General features: G+C 71.5%; 19 protein-coding genes. 7 read left to right on the top strand and 12 right to left on the bottom strand.

Going from position 1 to position 18,401, the window contains the following annotated elements; all coding sequences use genetic code 11:
* Window positions 1-149: 149 nt before the first annotated feature.
* Complete coding sequence (locus tag ASG28_RS00160; RefSeq protein WP_055970766.1) at window positions 150-1,475, top strand: hemolysin family protein; 1,326 nt, start codon at window positions 150-152, stop codon at window positions 1,473-1,475.
* Window positions 1,476-1,602: 127 nt separating this feature from the next.
* Here the strand turns inward: ASG28_RS00160 and ASG28_RS00155 are convergent, their stop codons facing one another.
* Together ASG28_RS00155 and ASG28_RS16275 are read right to left on the bottom strand one after the other, a co-directional pair.
* Window positions 1,603-2,013 (bottom strand): ATP-binding cassette domain-containing protein, encoded by a 411-nt coding sequence (locus ASG28_RS00155; RefSeq protein WP_369814168.1) that lies wholly within the window; start codon window positions 2,011-2,013, stop codon window positions 1,603-1,605.
* Between the two features lie 118 nt (window positions 2,014-2,131).
* The gene (locus ASG28_RS16275) at window positions 2,132-3,001 is read right to left on the bottom strand and encodes a hypothetical protein (protein WP_157485584.1); all 870 of its coding nucleotides are present in this window, start codon (window positions 2,999-3,001) and stop codon (window positions 2,132-2,134) included.
* 286 nt (window positions 3,002-3,287) lie between these two features.
* Between ASG28_RS16275 and ASG28_RS00145 the strand changes: the two genes are divergently transcribed.
* Complete coding sequence (locus tag ASG28_RS00145; RefSeq protein WP_055970763.1) at window positions 3,288-4,031, top strand: hypothetical protein; 744 nt, start codon at window positions 3,288-3,290, stop codon at window positions 4,029-4,031.
* Window positions 4,032-4,094: 63 nt separating this feature from the next.
* On the opposite strand, the gene ASG28_RS00140 is transcribed toward ASG28_RS00145, so the two are convergent.
* Together ASG28_RS00140 and ASG28_RS00135 are read right to left on the bottom strand one after the other, a co-directional pair.
* Window positions 4,095-5,294, bottom strand: a complete 1,200-nt coding sequence (locus ASG28_RS00140; protein ID WP_055976557.1) for a sensor histidine kinase — start codon at window positions 5,292-5,294, stop codon at window positions 4,095-4,097.
* Window positions 5,287-6,051, bottom strand: coding sequence for a response regulator transcription factor (locus tag ASG28_RS00135; protein ID WP_082454136.1), 765 nt, complete (start codon window positions 6,049-6,051; stop codon window positions 5,287-5,289). Before ASG28_RS00135 ends, ASG28_RS00140 begins: the two co-directional genes overlap by 8 nt.
* 86 nt (window positions 6,052-6,137) lie before the next feature.
* Here ASG28_RS00135 and ASG28_RS00130 point away from each other — a divergent pair, with 86 nt between their 5' ends.
* Window positions 6,138-6,821 carry a M15 family metallopeptidase gene (locus ASG28_RS00130; RefSeq protein ID WP_055970759.1) on the top strand — a complete coding sequence of 228 codons (684 nt, stop codon included), beginning with the start codon at window positions 6,138-6,140 and terminating at the stop codon, window positions 6,819-6,821.
* A gap of 20 nt (window positions 6,822-6,841) precedes the next feature.
* On the opposite strand, the gene ASG28_RS00125 is transcribed toward ASG28_RS00130, so the two are convergent.
* The 3 genes from ASG28_RS00125 to ASG28_RS00115 all read right to left on the bottom strand — a co-directional run bounded on the left by ASG28_RS00125 (window position 6,842) and on the right by ASG28_RS00115 (window position 9,658).
* Window positions 6,842-8,239 carry an ABC transporter permease gene (locus ASG28_RS00125; RefSeq protein ID WP_055970758.1) on the bottom strand — a complete coding sequence of 466 codons (1,398 nt, stop codon included), beginning with the start codon at window positions 8,237-8,239 and terminating at the stop codon, window positions 6,842-6,844.
* Window positions 8,236-9,042 (bottom strand): ABC transporter ATP-binding protein, encoded by an 807-nt coding sequence (locus ASG28_RS00120; RefSeq protein ID WP_082454135.1) that lies wholly within the window; start codon window positions 9,040-9,042, stop codon window positions 8,236-8,238. The genes ASG28_RS00125 and ASG28_RS00120 overlap by 4 nt, the downstream gene beginning before the upstream one ends.
* A gap of 61 nt (window positions 9,043-9,103) precedes the next feature.
* The gene (locus ASG28_RS00115) at window positions 9,104-9,658 is read right to left on the bottom strand and encodes a hypothetical protein (protein ID WP_055970756.1); all 555 of its coding nucleotides are present in this window, start codon (window positions 9,656-9,658) and stop codon (window positions 9,104-9,106) included.
* Between the two features lie 186 nt (window positions 9,659-9,844).
* On the opposite strand from ASG28_RS00115, the gene ASG28_RS00110 reads away from it, so the two are divergent.
* Complete coding sequence (locus ASG28_RS00110; protein ID WP_055970752.1) at window positions 9,845-10,324, top strand: hypothetical protein; 480 nt, start codon at window positions 9,845-9,847, stop codon at window positions 10,322-10,324.
* 5 nt (window positions 10,325-10,329) lie between these two features.
* Complete coding sequence (locus ASG28_RS00105; protein ID WP_157485583.1) at window positions 10,330-10,560, top strand: hypothetical protein; 231 nt, start codon at window positions 10,330-10,332, stop codon at window positions 10,558-10,560.
* Between the two features lie 253 nt (window positions 10,561-10,813).
* Here the strand turns inward: ASG28_RS00105 and ASG28_RS00100 are convergent, their stop codons facing one another.
* On the bottom strand, window positions 10,814-11,713 hold the full coding sequence (locus tag ASG28_RS00100; RefSeq protein WP_055970748.1) for an SDR family oxidoreductase: 900 nt from the start codon (window positions 11,711-11,713) through the stop codon (window positions 10,814-10,816).
* 143 nt (window positions 11,714-11,856) lie between these two features.
* On the opposite strand from ASG28_RS00100, the gene ASG28_RS00095 reads away from it, so the two are divergent.
* Together ASG28_RS00095 and ASG28_RS00090 are read left to right on the top strand one after the other, a co-directional pair.
* Window positions 11,857-12,420 carry a TetR/AcrR family transcriptional regulator gene (locus ASG28_RS00095; RefSeq protein ID WP_055970746.1) on the top strand — a complete coding sequence of 188 codons (564 nt, stop codon included), beginning with the start codon at window positions 11,857-11,859 and terminating at the stop codon, window positions 12,418-12,420.
* A 243-nt stretch (window positions 12,421-12,663) separates the two neighbouring features.
* Window positions 12,664-13,644: an intradiol ring-cleavage dioxygenase gene (locus tag ASG28_RS00090; RefSeq protein ID WP_055970744.1), complete on the top strand. Its 981-nt coding sequence runs from the start codon at window positions 12,664-12,666 to the stop codon at window positions 13,642-13,644.
* Window positions 13,645-13,864: 220 nt separating this feature from the next.
* On the opposite strand, the gene ASG28_RS00085 is transcribed toward ASG28_RS00090, so the two are convergent.
* The 4 genes from ASG28_RS00085 to ASG28_RS00070 all read right to left on the bottom strand — a co-directional run bounded on the left by ASG28_RS00085 (window position 13,865) and on the right by ASG28_RS00070 (window position 18,354).
* Window positions 13,865-14,704: a glycoside hydrolase family 16 protein gene (locus ASG28_RS00085; protein WP_055970740.1), complete on the bottom strand. Its 840-nt coding sequence runs from the start codon at window positions 14,702-14,704 to the stop codon at window positions 13,865-13,867.
* A gap of 86 nt (window positions 14,705-14,790) precedes the next feature.
* The gene (locus ASG28_RS00080) at window positions 14,791-16,566 is read right to left on the bottom strand and encodes a hypothetical protein (protein WP_055970739.1); all 1,776 of its coding nucleotides are present in this window, start codon (window positions 16,564-16,566) and stop codon (window positions 14,791-14,793) included.
* Window positions 16,567-16,753: 187 nt separating this feature from the next.
* Complete coding sequence (locus ASG28_RS00075) at window positions 16,754-17,521, bottom strand: amino acid ABC transporter ATP-binding protein (RefSeq protein ID WP_055970737.1); 768 nt, start codon at window positions 17,519-17,521, stop codon at window positions 16,754-16,756.
* On the bottom strand, window positions 17,518-18,354 hold the full coding sequence (locus ASG28_RS00070; protein ID WP_082454677.1) for an amino acid ABC transporter permease: 837 nt from the start codon (window positions 18,352-18,354) through the stop codon (window positions 17,518-17,520). The genes ASG28_RS00075 and ASG28_RS00070 overlap by 4 nt, the downstream gene beginning before the upstream one ends.
* Window positions 18,355-18,401: the final 47 nt, after the last annotated feature.

The raw sequence follows: 18,401 nt of genomic DNA, 5'->3' as shown, positions 1-18,401 counted from the left end.
GGCGCCACGGGCATGCTCTTGGGTCGAGCACAGGAGCTGGGTGCGTAATCTCGATTCATGACGCGCATCTCAGATCCTTCGTCCGACTGCCATAGTCCGGGCGCCCGGAAGACCCCGGGCACCCCCCGGCCGATCGACCTCCCCGCCCGATGAACGGCGACCTGCTCCTCAACATCGTCCTGGTCGTCGTCTTCGTCCTGGTCGGCGGTGTCTTCGCCGCCACCGAGATGGCGCTCGTCACCCTCCGCGAGAGCCAGGTCAACGCGATCGCCGCGCGCGGCAAGCGCGGCGAGAAGGTCGCGGGCCTCGCCCGCGACCCGAACATGTTCCTCGCCGCCGTCCAGATCGGCGTCACGGTCGCCGGGTTCGCGTCCGCGGCGTACGGCGCTTCCTCCATCGCCCCCTCGGTCACGCCGGTACTCATCGGGTTCGGGCTCGGCGAACAGGCCGCCTCCACGGTCGCGACCATCGTCCTCACCCTCGTGATCGCCTACCTGTCCCTGGTGCTCGGAGAACTGGCACCGAAGCGGCTCGCGATCCAGCGGAACGCCTCCTTCGCCTACGCCGTCGCCCCCGTCCTCGCGGTGTTCGCCGTGCTGATGCGGCCCGTCATCTGGTTGCTGTCGATCTCGACCAACCTCGTGGTCCGCCTGCTCGGAGGCGACCCGCACAAGACGGGCGAGGAGATGACCGAGGAGGAGCTGCGCGACATCGTCTCGAGCCACGAGGGGCTCCCCGAGGACGAACGCCGCATCCTCGACGACGTGCTCTCCCTCCGGCACCGTCAGCTCAGCCAGGTCATGCGCCCTCGCCCCGAGGTCACGGCCGTCGACGGCACCGGGAGCGTCAGCGACGCCGCCCGCGAGGTCCACGACCAGCCCTATTCGCGCTACCCGGTCATCGACCGGTCCATCGACGACATCATCGGCTTCGTGCACGTCCGCGACCTGTTCGAGGCGATCACCAAGGACTCGGCGACGCCGGTCCGCGACATCGTGCGGACGATCTCGTACCTGCCGGCCACGGCGCGCGTCCTCCCGACGCTCACCTCGATGCGGGCGGACGGCCACCACATCGCGGTCATCGTCGACGAGTACGGCGGAACCGACGGCATCGTCACCCTCGAGGATCTCGTCGAGGAAGTCGTCGGCGAGATCTTCGACGAGTACGACACCGAGTTCGCCGCTGCCGACCTCGAGGCGGGCGGCGGGATCGTGGACGGCCGCCTGAACTTCCAGGACTTCGAGGAGGCGACCGGCATCCACCTGCCCGAGAGCGCCTCCGACACCGTCGCCGGCTACGTCATCGAGACCCTCGGGCGCCTGGCGGCCGTGGGCGACGTCGTCGAGATCGACGGCGCCCGCCTGCAGGTGACCCAGATGGACCGACGCCGCATCTCCGAGCTGCTCGTCATCCCCGACGTCGACGAGACACCCGCGGACGACGCGACCACCCCGGACACCACGCGGAACTGAGCCCGGGCCATCGGGGCGTGTGGCCCGTAGGTGGCGTGCATGCGTCCCGATGACGATCGGTTGCGCTCCGTCCCGACTGGCGAGCTGGGGGTGATCGATTGACGTCCGCATCGCCCAGCGGCGCGACTCACTGCACGCCAGCGGTCTCGAGTCGAGTCGTCGCGGGCAAGTCGGTGTCCGTGATCTTGCCGTCCACGACGGTGACGAGAGCGTCGAGTGCGTCACGGTGGATGAGTTCGTGGGTGACGAGCATCGTCGCGGAGCTTTGCTCGTGGGCGAGTCGTGCGATGAGGTCCATGATCTCCGCACCACGGTCCTGGTCGAGGGCGCTGGTGGGTTCGTCGACGAGCAGGACGGAGGGGTTGTTCACCAGTGCTCGAACGATGGAGACTCGTTGACGTTGACCGCCGGAGAGCTGTGCGGGACGTTTCCGACCGTGCTTGGCGAGACCGACTGCGTCCAGCAGCTCATCAGCAGGAGCGCGGACCTGGTCACGGTGACGGCGTCTGCCGCCGAACGCTCGCGACAGGATCGGCACCACTGAACGCTGTCTTACCACGGACACCGATTTTTACGACCGAGGGCAGGGGTCGTGAACGAGTGATGCCCACGGGCGGAGATCGCGCGTGGGCATCGCTGTTGCTCAGGAAGGGAAACTAGGCCGCGAGCTCGCAGTGGAGCCCGTTGTGAACGACTTCGAAGGCGGTGCCGCGTTTGGTTCCGAGGTCGTTGCCGAAGAAGTTGACGCTTACGTCGTAGTTGTATGTGTACCCGGCCGCGTAGGCGAAGTACTTCGAGTTGGCCGGCAGCTCTGGTGAGGTGCATTGGACTTCGACTGAGGCGGAGTGGGTCCAGGTCTTGGAGAGCGATCCGGTCAGCCAGCCGTAGAACTCTGCCGCGATGCCGACGTCGACGGAACTCTCGGAGCTTTTCGTCGAGGCGATGCTGCAGACACCTCCGCCGTTCCCGATGGAGCAGAACGCTAGTGGCTGGTCGTAGTCGACGGAGAGGGTTCCGTCCTTGTGGGCGCCAGATACCTGCTTGGACGCATCCCAGTTCTGGTCACTGTGGCATTTGGACGACGACCCCATCATGCCGGCGTCGAACCAGAGCCCGAGGGTCGAGGCTCGTGACAAGTCGATCTTGTGACTGATGGTGTTCGCCTCGACCGAGTGCCAGGCCCCGTCCATGGAAAGGTAATTAGCTGACGATCTGTCCTGTCCGTAGTCGATGAGTGAGCCACCCGCCATCGCCGCGACACTGATGACGCCACGAGCCATCGATGGCTGCTTTCCGAAGCGATAGTCGGTCCCTTGAGATGTCCACGTGACGTTCGAGGCCCATGGGTCGCCGTCTGCGGTCACCTTGACCTTGACGTCGGCCGTCACGGAGCCTGTGCAGCTCACGGTGAGAACTGCGGACGGGGGCGTTGCCGCCACAGCCGCAGGCGCACCCGCCACGAGAACGACCGCCGAGGTGGCGACGACGGCAAGAGCCGCCACCCCACCGGTGACGACTCGAGCCACTCCCGACCGACCGTGAGAAGAGAACCAGTGTCTTACATTATTTATGTTTCCGATCAAATCAGACTGAGCGCGCACAGACAAACATTTCACTCATATTTCTGAAGGGGCTCGCATGACCGTCCGGCTGCGACCACCGGCGCCCAGTAGGACTTCGTCGGCGTGCGTCCGCCCCCTCGCCAGATAAGCGGCTCGGCTGACTCGAAGTGCGGGATGACAGCCGATGCGAGCTGCGGACTCCGCCTCGACTACACACGCCAGATCGAGGAGTCCTCATATGATGTGGCCCATGGGGAGACTGACGACGAGGGTCGCCGTCGCGGCGCTTGCACTGCTGCTGACGGGGTGTGCCGGGACGGGCGGCGAGGCAGGCGGCCCGCCCAGCTCGAGCGGCACGGCGACGACCGCGGCCGGGGTGCCGGACCGGCAGGCCGTCCTCGACGCGCTCGGCGCGCCTCCTGCCTCGGGGCCACCCGACCGGACCCGCCTCGCCGAACTGCGGCAGGAAGCCACCGACCAGCGCTGGGACCAGGTGACACAGCAGTTCCCCGACGCGGTCCGACCCGAGGTCGCCCTGGTCCACGAGATCGACGGCGGCGACCTCGAGCCGCTCGTCTCGTGCCTGCGCGAGGCCGGCCTGCCGGTGGTCGACGACGACGGGGTCGGCGAGGACGGCTCGATCGCCCAGGGCTACTCCATCGAGATGCCCGACGGCGGGCCGCTGCCCGAGTGGGGCGAGCTCGCCAGGTACCGGTGCGACGTCATGTACCCGAGCCCCGTCGGCGAATCACTCACGGTCGATCAAGCGGCGTGGTTGTTCGACTACCTGACGACGTTCCAGCTGCCGTGCTTCGAGGCGCTCGGCGCCCCCTCGACCGAGCCGGGCATGACCCGCGAGGAGTTCGCGACGACGTGGCCCCACCAGGGCTGGTACCCGAGCGCGGGCTCGAAATCCAACCGAGGACTGTCGAATGCCGAGCTGGCACGTGTCGAGGCGGCGTGCCCGGCACTGGACCCGGACACCTTCGGCTGAAGCCGGGGCGGACCGGTCTCTCTCCGGCTCGTCTGCTCGTCGACCCGCCGGCCATCCGGTCCGTCACCCCGAGAAGGCGTGCAGCTCGACGGTGACTCGCAGGCCGCCGCCGACCCGCGGCCGCACCTCGAGCGTCCCGTCGTGGGCGCGCACGATCGCGTCGACGATCGCCAGACCGAGCCCGGAGCCCTGGTGGTCGCCCCGCACGCGGGCGTCGCCGCGCTGGAACGGCTCGACCAGCGTCGCCACGAGACTCGGCGACACGACCGGCCCCGAGTTCTCCACGACGAGGACGGCCCCACCACCCTGCGGGGCCGCGGCGACCGACACCCACGCCGCCGATCGACCGACCACCGACCCCACTTCGGGCGCCGATCGACCGACCACCGACCCCACTTCGGGCGCCGATCCCGCCGAGTCCGTGACCCCGGAGCCCGCCCGCTCCGCGGTCCCCGCCAAGACGTTGTGGACGATGCCGTTGTGCACGAGGTTCGTGACCACCTGACGCAGCAGGGCGGACGACCCGGTCGTCGGCGTCACCTCGCCCTCGACCTCGAGGGCGACGCCCCGTGCGTCGGCGAGAGGCGCGAGCAGCTCCACGGCCTCGTCCGCGAGCAGCGACAGGTCGACGGGTGACCGGTCGAACGATCGCTGGTCGGCCCGGCTCAACACCAGCAGCGCCTCGGTCAGGTCGATCGCCCGGTCGTTGACCTCGCGCAGTCGACCCGCGAGCACCCGGGCGTCCGCCGCCGGGTCGTCGTGCGCGACCTCGAGCAGGGTCCGCGAGATGGCGAGGGGCGTGCGCAACTCGTGCGAGGCGTTCGCCGCGAACCGGCGTTGCGCCGAGACGTGGGCCTCGAGCCGCTCGAGCATCGTGTCGAACGCGTCGGCCAGCTCGCGGAACTCGTCGGCCCGACCGGGCAACGCGATGCGGTGCGACAGCGACCCCTCGGCCGCCCGCCGCGCCGCCCCGGTCATCCGGTCGAGCGGTGCGAGCAGGCGCCCCGCGAGCAGCCAACCACCCAGCAGCCCCACCGCGAGCAGCACGACCAGCGCGCCCACGGCCCGCGGCAGGAACGCCCGGGTCAGGTCGCCCCGGTTCGGCACGAACCCTGCCGAGACACCCGAGAGCGACTCCTGCGGGACGTAGCGCAACAGGAACAACCACACCACGCCGAGCAGCAGCACCCCCGTCACCACGACGACCGCGGCGTAGCTGAGGGCCAGACGCAGGCGGACGCTGGGGCCGCGCGTCCTACCCACGACCCCGCGCCTCCTCGACGGGGTCGACGCCGACGGGGTCGACACCGGCGTGGTCGACGCCCACGGGGTCGACGCCGACGGGAGCGATGCCGACAGGGTCGGCCTCGATGCGGTAGCCGACGCCGGGCACCGTCGCGATCACCCAGGGCTCGCCGAGCCGCTTGCGCAGCGCCGAGACCGTGATGCGGACGGCGTTCGTGAACGGGTCGGCGTTCTCGTCCCAGGCCCGCTCGAGCAGCTGCTCGGCGCTGACCACCCCGCCACCCGCCGCCACGAGCACCTCGAGCACGGCGAACTGCTTGCGGGTGAGCGCCACGTAGCGACCGTCACGGTGCACCTCGCGGCGGAACGGGTCGACGCGCAGGCCCGCCAGTTCGGTGACCGGTGGCCGATGGTGCGCCCGACGCCGGTCGAGCGCGCGCAGCCGCAGCACCAGTTCGCGCAGCTCGAACGGCTTGGTGAGGTAGTCGTCCGCCCCCGCCTCGAAGCCCGAGGCCTTGTCGTCGAGGCGGTCGGCGGCCGTCAGCATCAGGATCGGCGTACCGCTGCCGGTCGCGACGAGGTGCTCGGCGATCTCGTCGCCCGAGGGCCCGGGCACGTCGCGGTCGAGGACGGCGACGTCGTACTCGTTCACGCTCAGCAACTCGAGCGCGGTGTCGCCGTCGCCCGCGACGTCGGACGCGATGGCCGCGAGACGGAGTCCGTCGCGGATGGCCTCGGCCAACAGGGGCTCGTCCTCGACGATCAGCACACGCACGTCCCGATGCTACGAGCCGGGCCGTATCGTCCGCGTATCGAGAAACGCATACGGGCCGGCAACGGCGGATCCCGTCGACTGAGGGCATGCGAAACCTCGACACGTCGCCCTCCACACGCCCCGTCCCCGCCCGGCACCGACGACGCCCCGCCGTCGTCCTGGCCGTCGTCGCCGGCGCGATCGCGTTCTCGCTCGTCGTCCTGCTGGCCGTGGCCGTCGCGGTCTCCCGCGCCGCGACGGTGGACGGACCAGGAGGCGCGGGCCGGCTCCTCGGGACCGCCGCGGTCGGTGCCGCCCTCGGTCGCGACGAGGCGACGGGCGAGGCGGGCGGCGTCGTCCCGCCCGGGACCTCGCCGTTCGACGAGGACGTGCCGGCCGTCTCGGGACTCGACCCGCGCCTCCTCGACGCCCTGCAGCGGGCCACGACGGACGCGACCGCCGCCGGCGTCGTGGTCGTCGTGAACGGCGGCTGGCGGTCGGCGGCCTACCAGGAGCAGTTGTTGGACGACGCGGTGGTCCAGTACGGCTCGCGCACCGAGGCGGCCCGCTGGGTCGCGACCCCCGAGACGTCGGCCCACGTGCACGGCGACGCGGTCGACGTCGGCTCGTGGGACGCGACGTCGTGGCTGTCGGGGAACGGGGCCGCCTACGGCCTCTGCCAGATCTACGAGAACGAGTCGTGGCACTACGAGCTGCGCCCCGAGGCCGCCGACCAGGGCTGCCCGCCGATGTTCCGCGACCCGACCGAGGACCCGCGGATGAATCCGTAGGCGGTCGGGCCGCGCCCGGGTCAGCGGGCGGCGAGCGCCTCGACCGGGGTGACCGACGTGGCACGGCGGGCCGGGACGAGGGCGGCGGCCCCGGCCAGCACGGCAGCCGTCACGGCCAGCCCGAGCAGCAGCGGCACGGGCAGCGTCGGCGCGATCAGCAGGCCCTGGTTGGCCGAACCGAGCAGCGCCTGGGCTCCGGCCCAGCCGTAGACGACGCCGAGCACGACCCCGACGACGATCGCCGTCAGCGCCATCTGGGTCGCCTCGAGCAGGATCATGCGGCGCACCTGACCCGCGGTCGAGCCGATCGCGCGCAGCAGACCCAGCTCGCGCCTCCGTTGCATGACGCTCAGCGACATGTCGTTGACCATGCCGACGGCGGCGATCACGGCCGAGAAACCGACCAGGGCGGCGACGATCAGCAGCGTCGTGGTGAACATCTGGTCGAGCTCGGCGGCGTACGACGGGTCCTGCTCGATCGAGTAGATGAAGGAGCGCAGCGTCTCGAGGGCGACCGACAGGGTGGTGACGAGGGTCACGCCGATGACGATGCCGATCGTCGCCCGGGTGCTGCGCTCGGGCTGACGCACCGCGTTCTCGGCGGCGAGGCGTGCCACCTGGCTCGTGCCGAAGGCGCGGCCGACGGCGCTCAGCACGGTGGGCATCAGCGCGTGGGCGCCGACGACGACCCCGGTGAACGACAGCACGCCACCGAAGAACGCGATCAGCACGCCCATCGCGTCGGCGAGCCCGACGACGACCCCGGCGACGAGCAGCAGACCACCGCCTCCGACGAGCAGGGCGGCGAAGACCGTCCGGACGACGCGTCGTGACCGAGCCGCGACGGGCGCGTCCTGTGCGGCGTCGGTCGCCTGCAGCGGCGTCACCTGGAGGACGCGGCGCGAACCGACCCAGGCCGCGGCGACCGTGGTCAGCACGACCGCGACGGCCGGGACGAGACCGCCCACCGAGGCGTACGAGTACGCGAGGTCGGGCAGTTGACCCCGACCGACGAGTACCCGCACGGCGACGACGACGAGGGCGAGCCCCACGATCGTTCCGAGCACGGCCCCGGCGACGCCGACCACGAGACCCTCCCGGGCGACGGCCCGACGCTGGTCGCGAGCGGACGAGCCGAGCAGGCGCATCAGGGCGATCGTCGGCGTGCGGCCGGCGACCACGGTGGCGAAGGTGTTGGCCGTCACGATCGCGCCGACGTAGAGCGCGAGGCCGACGAAGACCGCGGCGACGAAGCCGAGCATCGTCGAGACCGTGCCGCTCGTGGCGACCGCGGCGTCGGAGGCGATGACCTGCTCGAGCACGTGGGTGACGCCGAGCAGCCCGACGCCGAACGTCGTGCCGAGCCCGGCGACGAGGATGCTCGGACGGTGCTCGACCAGCTGGTCGCGGGCGCTCACGCGACACGCTCCAGATCGAGCATGACGCCCGAGATCTCGGTGGCGCTGCTGCGGTCGATCTCGTGCACGATGCGGCCGTCGGCGAGGAAGACCACGCGGTCGGCGTAACTCGCCGCGACCGGGTCGTGGGTCACCATGGCGATGCTCTGGCCGTGGTCGGTCGACGCGGTGCGCAGCACGTCGAGCACGTCGCGGCCGGCCTTCGAGTCGAGGTTGCCGGTGGGCTCGTCCGCGAAGATCAGGTCGGGCCTCGTGGCCAGGGCGCGGGCGATCGCGACGCGCTGCTGCTGCCCGCCCGAGAGCTGGTGGGGGCGGTGGGTCAGCCGGGCGCCGAGGCCGAGCGTGGCGACGAGCCAGTCGATCCAGGCCCGCTCGTCGGCGGTGGCGCGGCGTCCGTCGAGACGGAACGGCAGCTCGATGTTGGCCGACACGTCGAGGGTCGGCACGAGGTTGAACGCCTGGAAGACGAAGCCGATGCGACGGCGGCGCAGCAGGGTCAGCTGCGTGTCGTCGAGGCCGGTGATGTCGGTGTCGCCGAGCAGCACCCGGCCCGAGGTGGCCGAGTCGAGGCCTGCGGTGATGTGCATCAGCGTCGACTTGCCCGAACCGCTCGGGCCCATGACGGCGGTGAACTGTCCGGCCTGCAGGTCGAGCGAGACGTCGCGCAGCGCGTCGACGCGGCCGTCGCCCTGGCCGAAGGACTTCGTGACGTTCCGGACGCGGGCGACGGGGCCCGCGCCTCCTCGGGTCGGGTCGGCGGGACGGGCGGACGGGACGCCCTGGGGCTGGTCGGGACGGGACATGGTGGTCTTCCTGTTCGTGAGGCGGGTGCGTGAGGCGGGAGCGGGTGAAGGCGTCGGGCGATCAGTGGCGCAGCGTCGAGTTGACGTCGTCGCCGGGCACCGCGTCGACGGTCGTCCAGCTGGCCCAGCGGCCGTCGACCTGGGCGACGACGCGGCCGTCGCCACAGCTGACGAGCCCCGAGGTCGGCAGGGGCTCGGGCAGCGTGGTCGGCTCGAGGGCCGGGCCGCCGAGGTCGCCGTCGACGGGGGTGCACGCCGCGAGGTCGGGGCCGGTCTCCGACGTGAACGAGAGCTCGTAGCCGGGCTCCTGCGTGTCGAGGCGCACGTCGACGTCGCGCGCGTCGGTGGGCACCCACTCGGGCAGGAACCAGGCGACGTCGGTCGAGTCGGCCGAGCTCGGCGCGTCGGCCGCGGTGTCGAAGTGGCGCTCCTGCACCTGCTCGGCACCGAGGGCGCTCTTCGCGGCGTCGACCGCGCCCGAGCAGCCGGTGAGCGTGACGGCGGCGAGCGCCGCGAGGCCGAGACCGGCGGCGAGGGCGCCACGGCGGCGGGTGGTGGTCGTGGTGGGGGACGAGGAGGCGCGGGTCGCGATGGTCGCGGAGGTCGTGTCGTTCATGTCCACGATCCTCGCCGCGGGGCCCGGTACCGGAACATCACGTGCACCCACGGACTCGCCCGGGGGTTATCCCCCGACGGTCCGCCGGCGAGGTCGACGCCCTAGGGTGGGCAGCAGGTCCCGGGACGCAGACGTCCGGGCGGACGACGGGCGGGTGGACTCCCACCCGGGAACGAGGGGGACATCGTGACCGACCACCGAGGCCTCGGCCAGGGCGACATCGCGTCAGGGGCAGCCGCGGCCGAACCGCGGATCGCCCTCACGGCGACCCCGTTCGTCACCGCGATCGCGCTGTCGCCGATCATCACGATGGGCTTGGTCGTGGTGACCATGCGACGCGCTCTCGAACTGGCGATCCCGGGCCGGACGGGCGTCGACGCCGGCGACCTGGGCGTCGTGCAGATCGCCTCGCTCGTGCTCTGGATCGGGACCGTGGTGCTCGCCTGGCTCGACCACCGCACCCTGCGCGACCGCGGGGTCGACCGGCCCTTCCCGTGGGGGTGGTCGATCATCGGCCCGCTGGTCTACCTGATCGGACGCAGCGTCGTCGTCCGCCGCCGCGCCGGCGGCAGTGCCGCGCCTCTCTGGCTCTACCTCGGATTGACCGTTCTCGGATTCGCCGTCGCCATGATCGTCGTCGTGTCGTCGGGGGTGCCGACACCGTGAGCATCGTGGACGTCAGCACCGTCGTCGTCGTCTCCCTGATCGTCGCCGTCGGCATCGTGGCCGCCGTCGGCGTCGTGCGGCGCGGGCGACGTGACCGGGCGATCGCCGCCCGCCTCGACGCCACCGACCCCGGGGCCGGTGTCCGCGCGCAGGCCGAGTCCGAGCGCCGGCACGAGGGCCCTCGCGGCGAAGCGGCCGGCATGTCCCGCTCGGCCGGCGGCAAGAACTCGGCCTGATCCGCGACGACCTGAGAACACGTTCGGCGACGACCGCGTACCGTCCCACGGGTCGAAGGCGTTTCTTGCGTCTTCATTGGCCGGTGTTGCTCGCATCCCTGCCCGTGAAGCTCATGCGACAACATCGGCATCCGGGGCACGGCTGCGGACTCTTCCGCGGCCGTGCCCCTCTCTCGTCTCCCGCCGAGATGTCACGACATGCCGCTCACCTCTCGCAGGACGCGGCATGTCGTGACATCTCGAGGCTCGCCCCTCAGCGCCCCGAGCCGTAGGCCCCGGCGTCGAGGTCCTCGAGCAGGGTCGGTCCGGTCGGAGTCCACCCGAGCAGGCGACGCGTGGCCTCGGACGACGCAGCTAGGTCGAGGCCGAAGAAGCCCCCGATCCACCCGAAGTGCTCGGTCACGCGCTCGGTCGGCACCGACTCGACGGGCAGGCCGTAAGCGCGACCGATGGCCCCGGCGATGGCACGCGTCGACACGCCCTCCTCGGCCACGACGTGCAACACGTCGCCGGCCGCGGCCTTCTCGAGCCCGAGCGCGACCGCGCGCGCGGCGTCCGACCGGTGCACGGCCGGCCACCGGTTCGATCCGTCGCCCGGGTAGGCCGAGACGCCCTTCTCCCGTGCGACGGCGACGAGCGACGCGACGAACCCGTGGTCGCCTGCTCCGTGCACGGTCGGTCCGAAGCGGACGCTCACCGTGTGGACTCCCCGCTCGGCCGCGTCCAGGGCGAGGTTCTCGCTCCCGCCGCGCGGGGCGTCGGGACCGCGGAACGGCGTGCGGTCCGCCTCGGTGGCGAGTCGACCCTGGGCGAGACCGGCGGTGCCCGAGGCGAGCAGCAGCGGGCGGCCGCTGCCCTCGACGACCGCGACCAGCGCCTCCACGGCTCCGCGTTCTGCGCGGTTCGACGCCGCCATGTCCGACCAGTCGTGCTTGTTCGCCAGGTGCAGCACGGCGTCGGCGTCAGTCGCGCCCGCGCGGACGGCGCCCAGGTCGTCGAGGTCGCCCCGTCGGACCGAGGCGCCCTTCGCCTCGAGCGAGGCCGCCGAGGCGTCGGATCGCGCGAGGCCCGTGACGCGGTGGCCCGCGGCGAGGAGTTCGTCGACGACGGCCGACCCGATCCAGCCGGATGCTCCGGTGACGAAGACGTTCATGAGTGCTCCCTTGTCCCTGCCCACCCTCGGAACGGCGCCCGGAGGTGAGCATGATGTCAGCGACTGTCATCAGCCGCGACCGTGACGTTACACCCGATGTCAGCGACTGACAACACTCGGCCCGGAACCCGTAGACTCGCGCCATGGTCCGCTGGCAACCCGACACCCGAGCCCGCCTGCAGGCGGCGGCGCTCGAGTTGTTCGTCGACCGCGGCTACGACGAGACGACCGCCGCCGACATCGCCGACGCCGCCGGCGTCACCGAGCGCACCTTCTTCCGACACTTCGCCGACAAGCGCGAGGTGCTCTTCGACGGGCAGCAGTTCTTCTCCAGAGCGTTCCTCGACGGCGTCCAGGCCGCCCGGCCCGACGACGCGCCGCTCACGGTCGTGGCCTCGGCCCTCGAGGGGGCGGCAGCGTTCTTCCCCGACGAACGGCGCGAGTGGTCACGCAGCCGTCAGGCGATCATCGACGCGCACCCCGCCCTGCAAGAACGCGAGCTGCTCAAGCTGTCGGGGCTCGCGATCGAGGTGGCCGCCGCCCTGCGCGCCCACGGGGTCGCCGAGCCCGCGGCCACGCTGGCGGCCCAGTCGTGCCTCACGGTGTTCGGCGTCTCGTTCACGAGCTGGATCGCCGACGGCGAGACCCGCCCGTTCGCCGAGATCTCGCGCGACACGCTCGCGCAGCTGCGCGCGCTCGCCGGCTGACGCAGACCCGCGAGCGGAAGCCCGAGACCCCAGGAAGTCGCCGAGACCCTCTCGCGCGCGCGGGTGTCTCGGCGACTTCCTGGGGTCTCGGCGGCCACGGAAGGAGGCGCGGTGCGAGACCCGCTCGCACCGCGCCTCCTTCATGGCCGGTTCATCGGAGGCGCAGGGCCGGGTCATCGGGACCGGCGTCAGGCTGACGGCGATCCCATCCGAGGCGACCAGCCCCGAGCCGAGAGCGTGACCATGAGCGACCCCCGCCCCACCCGCATCCCCGAACCCGACCGCACCCCCGAGGGCCCGGCCTACGAGGGCCGACTGCTCGACCGCGTCGACGACGAGGTCGTCGACCAGGGCGTCGCCTTCGACCTGCGGACGCTGGTCTCGCGCCGCGGCGTGCTGAGCCTGATCGGGCTCGGCGCGGGCAGCGTCGTGCTCGCCGCCTGCACGTCGGCCACGGGGACCGGCGGAACCGGCGCCTCCTCGACCGCCACGGCGACGCCGAGCCCGAGCGCGTCCGCGGGCACGGCGACCACCCTGCCGGCGGGTGAGATCCCCGACGAGACCGCCGGACCCTATCCGGGCGACGGGTCGAACGGCGCCGACGTGCTCGAGCGGTCGGGCATCGTGCGCAGCGACATCCGGTCGAGCCTCGACGGCGGCACCACCGCGGCGGGGGTGCCCATCACGCTGAGCATGACGGTGCTCGACATGGCGAACGGCGACGTGCCGTTCGCCGACGTCGCCGTCTACGTCTGGCACTGCGACGCGGCCGGCGGGTACTCGATGTACTCGGACGGCATCACGGACGAGACGTACCTGCGCGGCGTGCAGGTCGCCGACGCCTCCGGCACCGTGACCTTCTCGTCGGTCTTCCCGGCCTGCTACTCGGGGCGGTGGCCGCACATCCACTTCGAGGTCTACCCCGACGTGGGGTCGATCATCGATTCGACGAACGCGATCGCCACGTCACAGCTCGCCCTGCCCGAGGACGCGTGTCGGACCGTCTACGCACTCTCGGACTACGACGGGTCGACGGCCAACCTCGCGCAGGTGAGCCTCGCGAGCGACAACGTGTTCAGCGACGACAGCGGGGCGCTGCAGCTGCCGACGGTGACCGGAGACGCGACCTCGGGCTACGCGCTGGCCCTGACCGTCCGCGTCGACACGGGCACCGCGCCCACCGCCGGTGCCGCACCCGGCGGCGGCACCCCCGGCTCGCGCTGAGCCACCGAGACCCCAGGAAGTCGCCGAGACCCTCTCGCGCGCGCGGGTGTCTCGGCGACTTCCTGGGGTCTCGAGGCCACGGAAGGAGGCGCGGTGCGAGACCTCCTCGCACCGCGCCTCCTTCGTCACCGAGACGGCACGACTTGCCGCTCACCTCTGAAGGTGAGCGGCAAGTCGTGACATCTCGGGCGGCCGGTCCGGGCCCGGCCGGCCGGCCCGGTCACCGGTACACGCGCACGTAGTCGACCTTCATCTGCTGCGGCAGCTGGGTGCTGCCGTCGGGGTAGCCGGGCCACGCACCCCCGACCGCCACGTTGAGGATGAGGAAGAACGGCTTGTCGAAGACCCACGGGTCACCGCCGGTGCTGGCCGGGGTGACCTGGTGGTAGACCTGCCCGTCGACCGACCACGTGATCGAGCCGGGTGCCCAGTCGACCGCGAAGGTGTGGAAGTCGTCGGCGATCGACCAGCCCTGCGGGTGCTGCCACGTGCTGGTCAGGCCCTCACCGCCCGAGTAGCCGGGGCCGTGCACGGTCCCGTGCACGCGGTGCGGTTCGAAGCCGACGTTCTCCATGATGTCGATCTCGCCCGCGCTCGGCCAGGCGTTCGTCGGCAGGTCGGCGCCGAGCATCCAGAAGGCCGGCCAGATGCCCTGACCACGCGGGATCTGGATGCGCGCCTCCACCCGGCCGTACTGCGCCGTGTACTTGTTCTGCGTCGTGAGTCGGGCCGAGGTGTACGACCCGTCACTCTCACGCTTGGCCGTGATCACGAGGTTGCCGTTGCCGTCGAGCGCCGAGTTCGAGCGCGACGACGTGTAGTTCTGCAACTCGCCGTTGCCCCAGCCGCCCCCACCGGTCTCGAGGTTCCAGACCGAGGGGTCGGGCGCGCTGCCGGCGCCGCCGTCGAACTCCTGCGACCAGACGATCGCCTGCTGGGCCGAGGTCTCGGCCGAGGCCGGGGCGGGTGCGGCGGCTACCGTGGTCGCGGCGAGCGCGGCAGCGGCCGCCAGGCCGACGCCGGTCAGGGCGCGGCGCGTCAGGTGCTGGTGGGTTCTCATGATGTCTCCGCTCGTCGTCGTGCGTCGATCAGTGTCCGTACGTGGCTTGGTGTCGCTCCGTGGGTCCGTGTCGATCGGGCGTGCGCTCACGGGTACGTCACCACCCGGCTGGGGACGGTGTTGCCCGCGGGCGTCGGCACCGAGTCGCCGACGCCGTTGATGACGCTCGAGATCGTGCCGACGTCACCGAGCGAGACCGTGAAGACGCCGTGGGCCTTCACGCCCGACGTGCGGGGCACCTCGAACGCCTGGGCCAGGCGCACCTGCGGGTTCGCGTTGAAGAACGAGTAGACGCCGCCACCCCAGATCTCGTGGCTGGTCACGCCGTCCGCGACCTTGTAGGCCGCCCACCCCTCGCCGGTCGGGCTCTGCCACGAGGCGTTGTCGGGCACGTCGTACGGCAGCTCGTTCTGGAAGAAGACCGTGCGACCACGCTCCCCGTTCCACACCACCTGGTACTGCTGGTAGTGCTCGACGAACAGGCCGGTGGCCAGCACGTCGTCGCCGTTCACCTCGACGCCCGTCGCGCCGCGGTTGACGGTCCAGCCCGTGGGGGCACCGCCGTGGTCGGCGCGCCAGGCCCAGATGTGGTCGACGATCGTGTCGTCGCTGTTCACCTGCAGCGTGGTGGTCGCGTTGCCCTGGATGCTCGAGCCGACGCGGAAGTACACGTCCTGCACGCTCTGCGGGTTCGCCGCGTGGTCGACGTGCGAGCCCGTGGTGCCGAGCCGCATCAGCTGGTCGCTGTTCTGCGTGCCGGCGTCGACGACGAGGCCCGAGACGGTCACCCCGGCCACGTCGGCCGTGGTCAGGACCGCGTTTCCGCTGGTCGGGACGAGCGTCGGGAAGCCGATGCCGGTGACGACGGTGTCGGCCCGCGTGACCTCGATCGCCTGGTCGAGCCGGTAGGTGCCCGGCGTGAGGAACAGGTTCAGGCCCTGCGCCAGCGCACCGTTCAGGGTCGCGGCCGAGTCACCGGGGTGGGCGACGTAGAAGTCGTGCATCGGCAGGTCGGTGCCGGCCGTGTCGGGCCAGGTGACCCCGGCCGAGTCCCGTCGCAGCGCGGGGACGAACACGTGGTAATCACCCGCGTCGTCGACGTAGAGGTACGGCTTCTCGCGCGTGACCGGCGTCGTGGCGAGGGTCGTGTAGCTCTTCGAGAAGTCGTTCGCGGGGGCGCCCTGCACACCCGAGAAGGTCATGTTCCAGTTGCCGCCCTGCCACGACCCGAGGGTCGAGTCCCGGGTGTACCACTGCTGCTGCGAACCCGAGGTGACGGTGCCGTCGACCTTGCTGTCGGCGATGTACCCGCCGGACGAGTAGCCCTGTCCGCCGTCCTGGTTCGACGGCCCCATGGTCAGGTCGCCCTTGATGTGGACGCGGCGCATGGGGGCAGCCTGCGACACGGCCCACCGGTCGACGCCCGACTCGGGCTCGACGGCCAGGTTCTCGACCGACCGCCAGAAGTTCTGTGTCGCGTTCTTCTCGTCGCCGTAGTTCCAGCCCGAGTCGACGTTGACCGCACCCTGGATCGTGACGTCGTCGGGGTTCTTGCCGAGGCCCTGAAGGGCCGTGTAGAAGCCGAGGTTGGCGAAGACCCGGCCGTAGGTGCCGGGCTCGAACAGGAAGGCGTGGCGCTGGTCGCCGAACTGCGCCGTGGGGTTGCGCAGCTGCGCGTCGAAGGCCGCGTCGATGTCGGCCTGGATCGTCGAGGCCGGCACGCTCGGGTCGTACACGGTCACGTTCGGCCCGAAGTCCGGCCGGTCGCTGGTGGTCACGGCCGGTGCCGACTGCGCGGCGAGCGCGGGCACCACCGCCCCCACTACGCTCGCGGCGACCCCCGCCGCGATCAGAGTCCTCATCCGTCTGTGCATGATCTTCTCGTCTCCGGTGGCGTCGTTGCCACCCGATCCGGACGCTACGCCCGCCTCGACGACGAAACAAGACCTCCCTGTCCAGTACGCGAACGGGGGGCACGAGAAAAGTGCGGAGACTGCAGGAGGCGCGGTTCCGGCCCCGCCGACACCGCGCCTCCTCGGGTCCCTCGGTTCAGAGCACCTGGTCGAGGAACGTCTTCAGCCGGTCGGTGCGCGGGTGGTCGAAGAGTTGGGCCGGCGGCCCGGCCTCGACGACGACGCCGCGGTCCATGAAGACGACCTGGTCGGCGGCCTCGCGGGCGAAGCCCATCTCGTGGGTGACCACGACCATGGTCATGCCCGCACCGGCCAGCCCCTTCATCAGGGCGAGCACGCCCTTCACCAGCTCGGGGTCGAGCGCCGACGTGGCCTCGTCGAAGAGCATCACCTCGGGTCCGAGCGCCAGGGCCCGGGCGATGGCGACGCGCTGCTTCTGGCCTCCCGAGAGCGACGCGGGCCGGACGTCGGCCTTCTCGGCGAGCCCGACCTCGGTGAGGCGTTCGAGCGCGACCCGTCGGGCCTCGGCCTTCGACACCCGACGGACCCGACGCAGCGGCAGCACGATGTTGTCGAGCACCGTCCGGTGCGGGAACAGGTTGAAGTGCTGGAACACCATGCCGACCCGACGACGCAACGCGTCCTCGGAGCCGTGCAGCACGTCCGTCCCGTCGAGCAGCACCTCGCCGCCCGAGGGCTCCTCGAGGCGGTTGACGCAGCGCAACACCGTCGACTTGCCCGACCCCGACGGGCCGATGATGCAGGTCGTCGTGCCGGCGGGCACCACGAGGTCGATGCCGTGCAGCACCCGGGTGGCCCCGAAGTCCTTGGTCAGCCCCCGGATCTCGAGGGCGCCGGCGGTCTGCACCGAGGGCACGGCCGGTGGCGCGGTGAGGGTGGTCATCGAGGGGCTCCTGACGTGGCGGGGGCGAGGGGTTCGGTGGTGGGGGCGCCCGCGGCCGAGGGGGCGCCCGCGGCGTCCGCGGCCGGTGCCGACGATGCCGAGGCCGAGGCCGATGCCAAGGCCGAGGGCGACGGCGGGGTGCCCGGCGGAACCGCGCCCGACGGACGCCGTCCGAACGAGCGGCCCTCGCGCAGCCGGCGGTCGATGACGTTGACCAGGTGCGTCAACGGCACCGTGATGATCAGGTAGAACACGCCCGCCAGCACCAGCGGAGAGAGGTTGCCGTTCGTGATGGCCGCGTCCTGGCCGATGCGGAACAGCTCGCGCTGCGACGTGATCAGCCCGAGGAAGTACACGAGCGACGAGTCCTTCACGATGGCGATGAACTGGTTCACCAGCGACGGCAGCACCTGACGGATGCCCTGCGGGATCACGACGAGCCGCATCGAGTCGCCGTGGCTCATGCCGAGCGCCCGGGACGCCTCGAGCTGGCCGCGGTCGACCGCGAGGATGCCGGCCCGGAAGATCTCGCCGATGTAGGCGCTGGCGATCAGGCTGAGCGCCAGGATGCCCAGCGGGTACGGGTTGCCCCGCGTGAACAGGTTGAACAGCGGCGACAAGCCCGTCCCGATGAGCAGGATCGTCAGGATGGCGGGGAGCCCACGGAACACGTCGGTGTAGATGCGGCTGAGCACGCGGGGCAGGAGGTGACGACTCGTGCCCATCACGGCGAGCAGCAGGCCGACCACGACGCCGATCGCCGTGGCGCAGATCGCCAGCAGCAGCGTGTTCCACACCCCGTAGGCGAGCATGTCGGGCAGCGTGCGCAGCATCGCCTCGCCGTCGAAGAAACTGCGTCCGATGTTGGCCAGCGCGTCGG

Source organism: Frigoribacterium sp. Leaf415 (genome assembly GCF_001424645.1).
In the GTDB taxonomy this organism is placed as follows: Bacteria; Actinomycetota; Actinomycetes; order Actinomycetales; family Microbacteriaceae; genus Frigoribacterium.
This window is presented reverse-complemented; position numbering and strand designations above follow the sequence as displayed.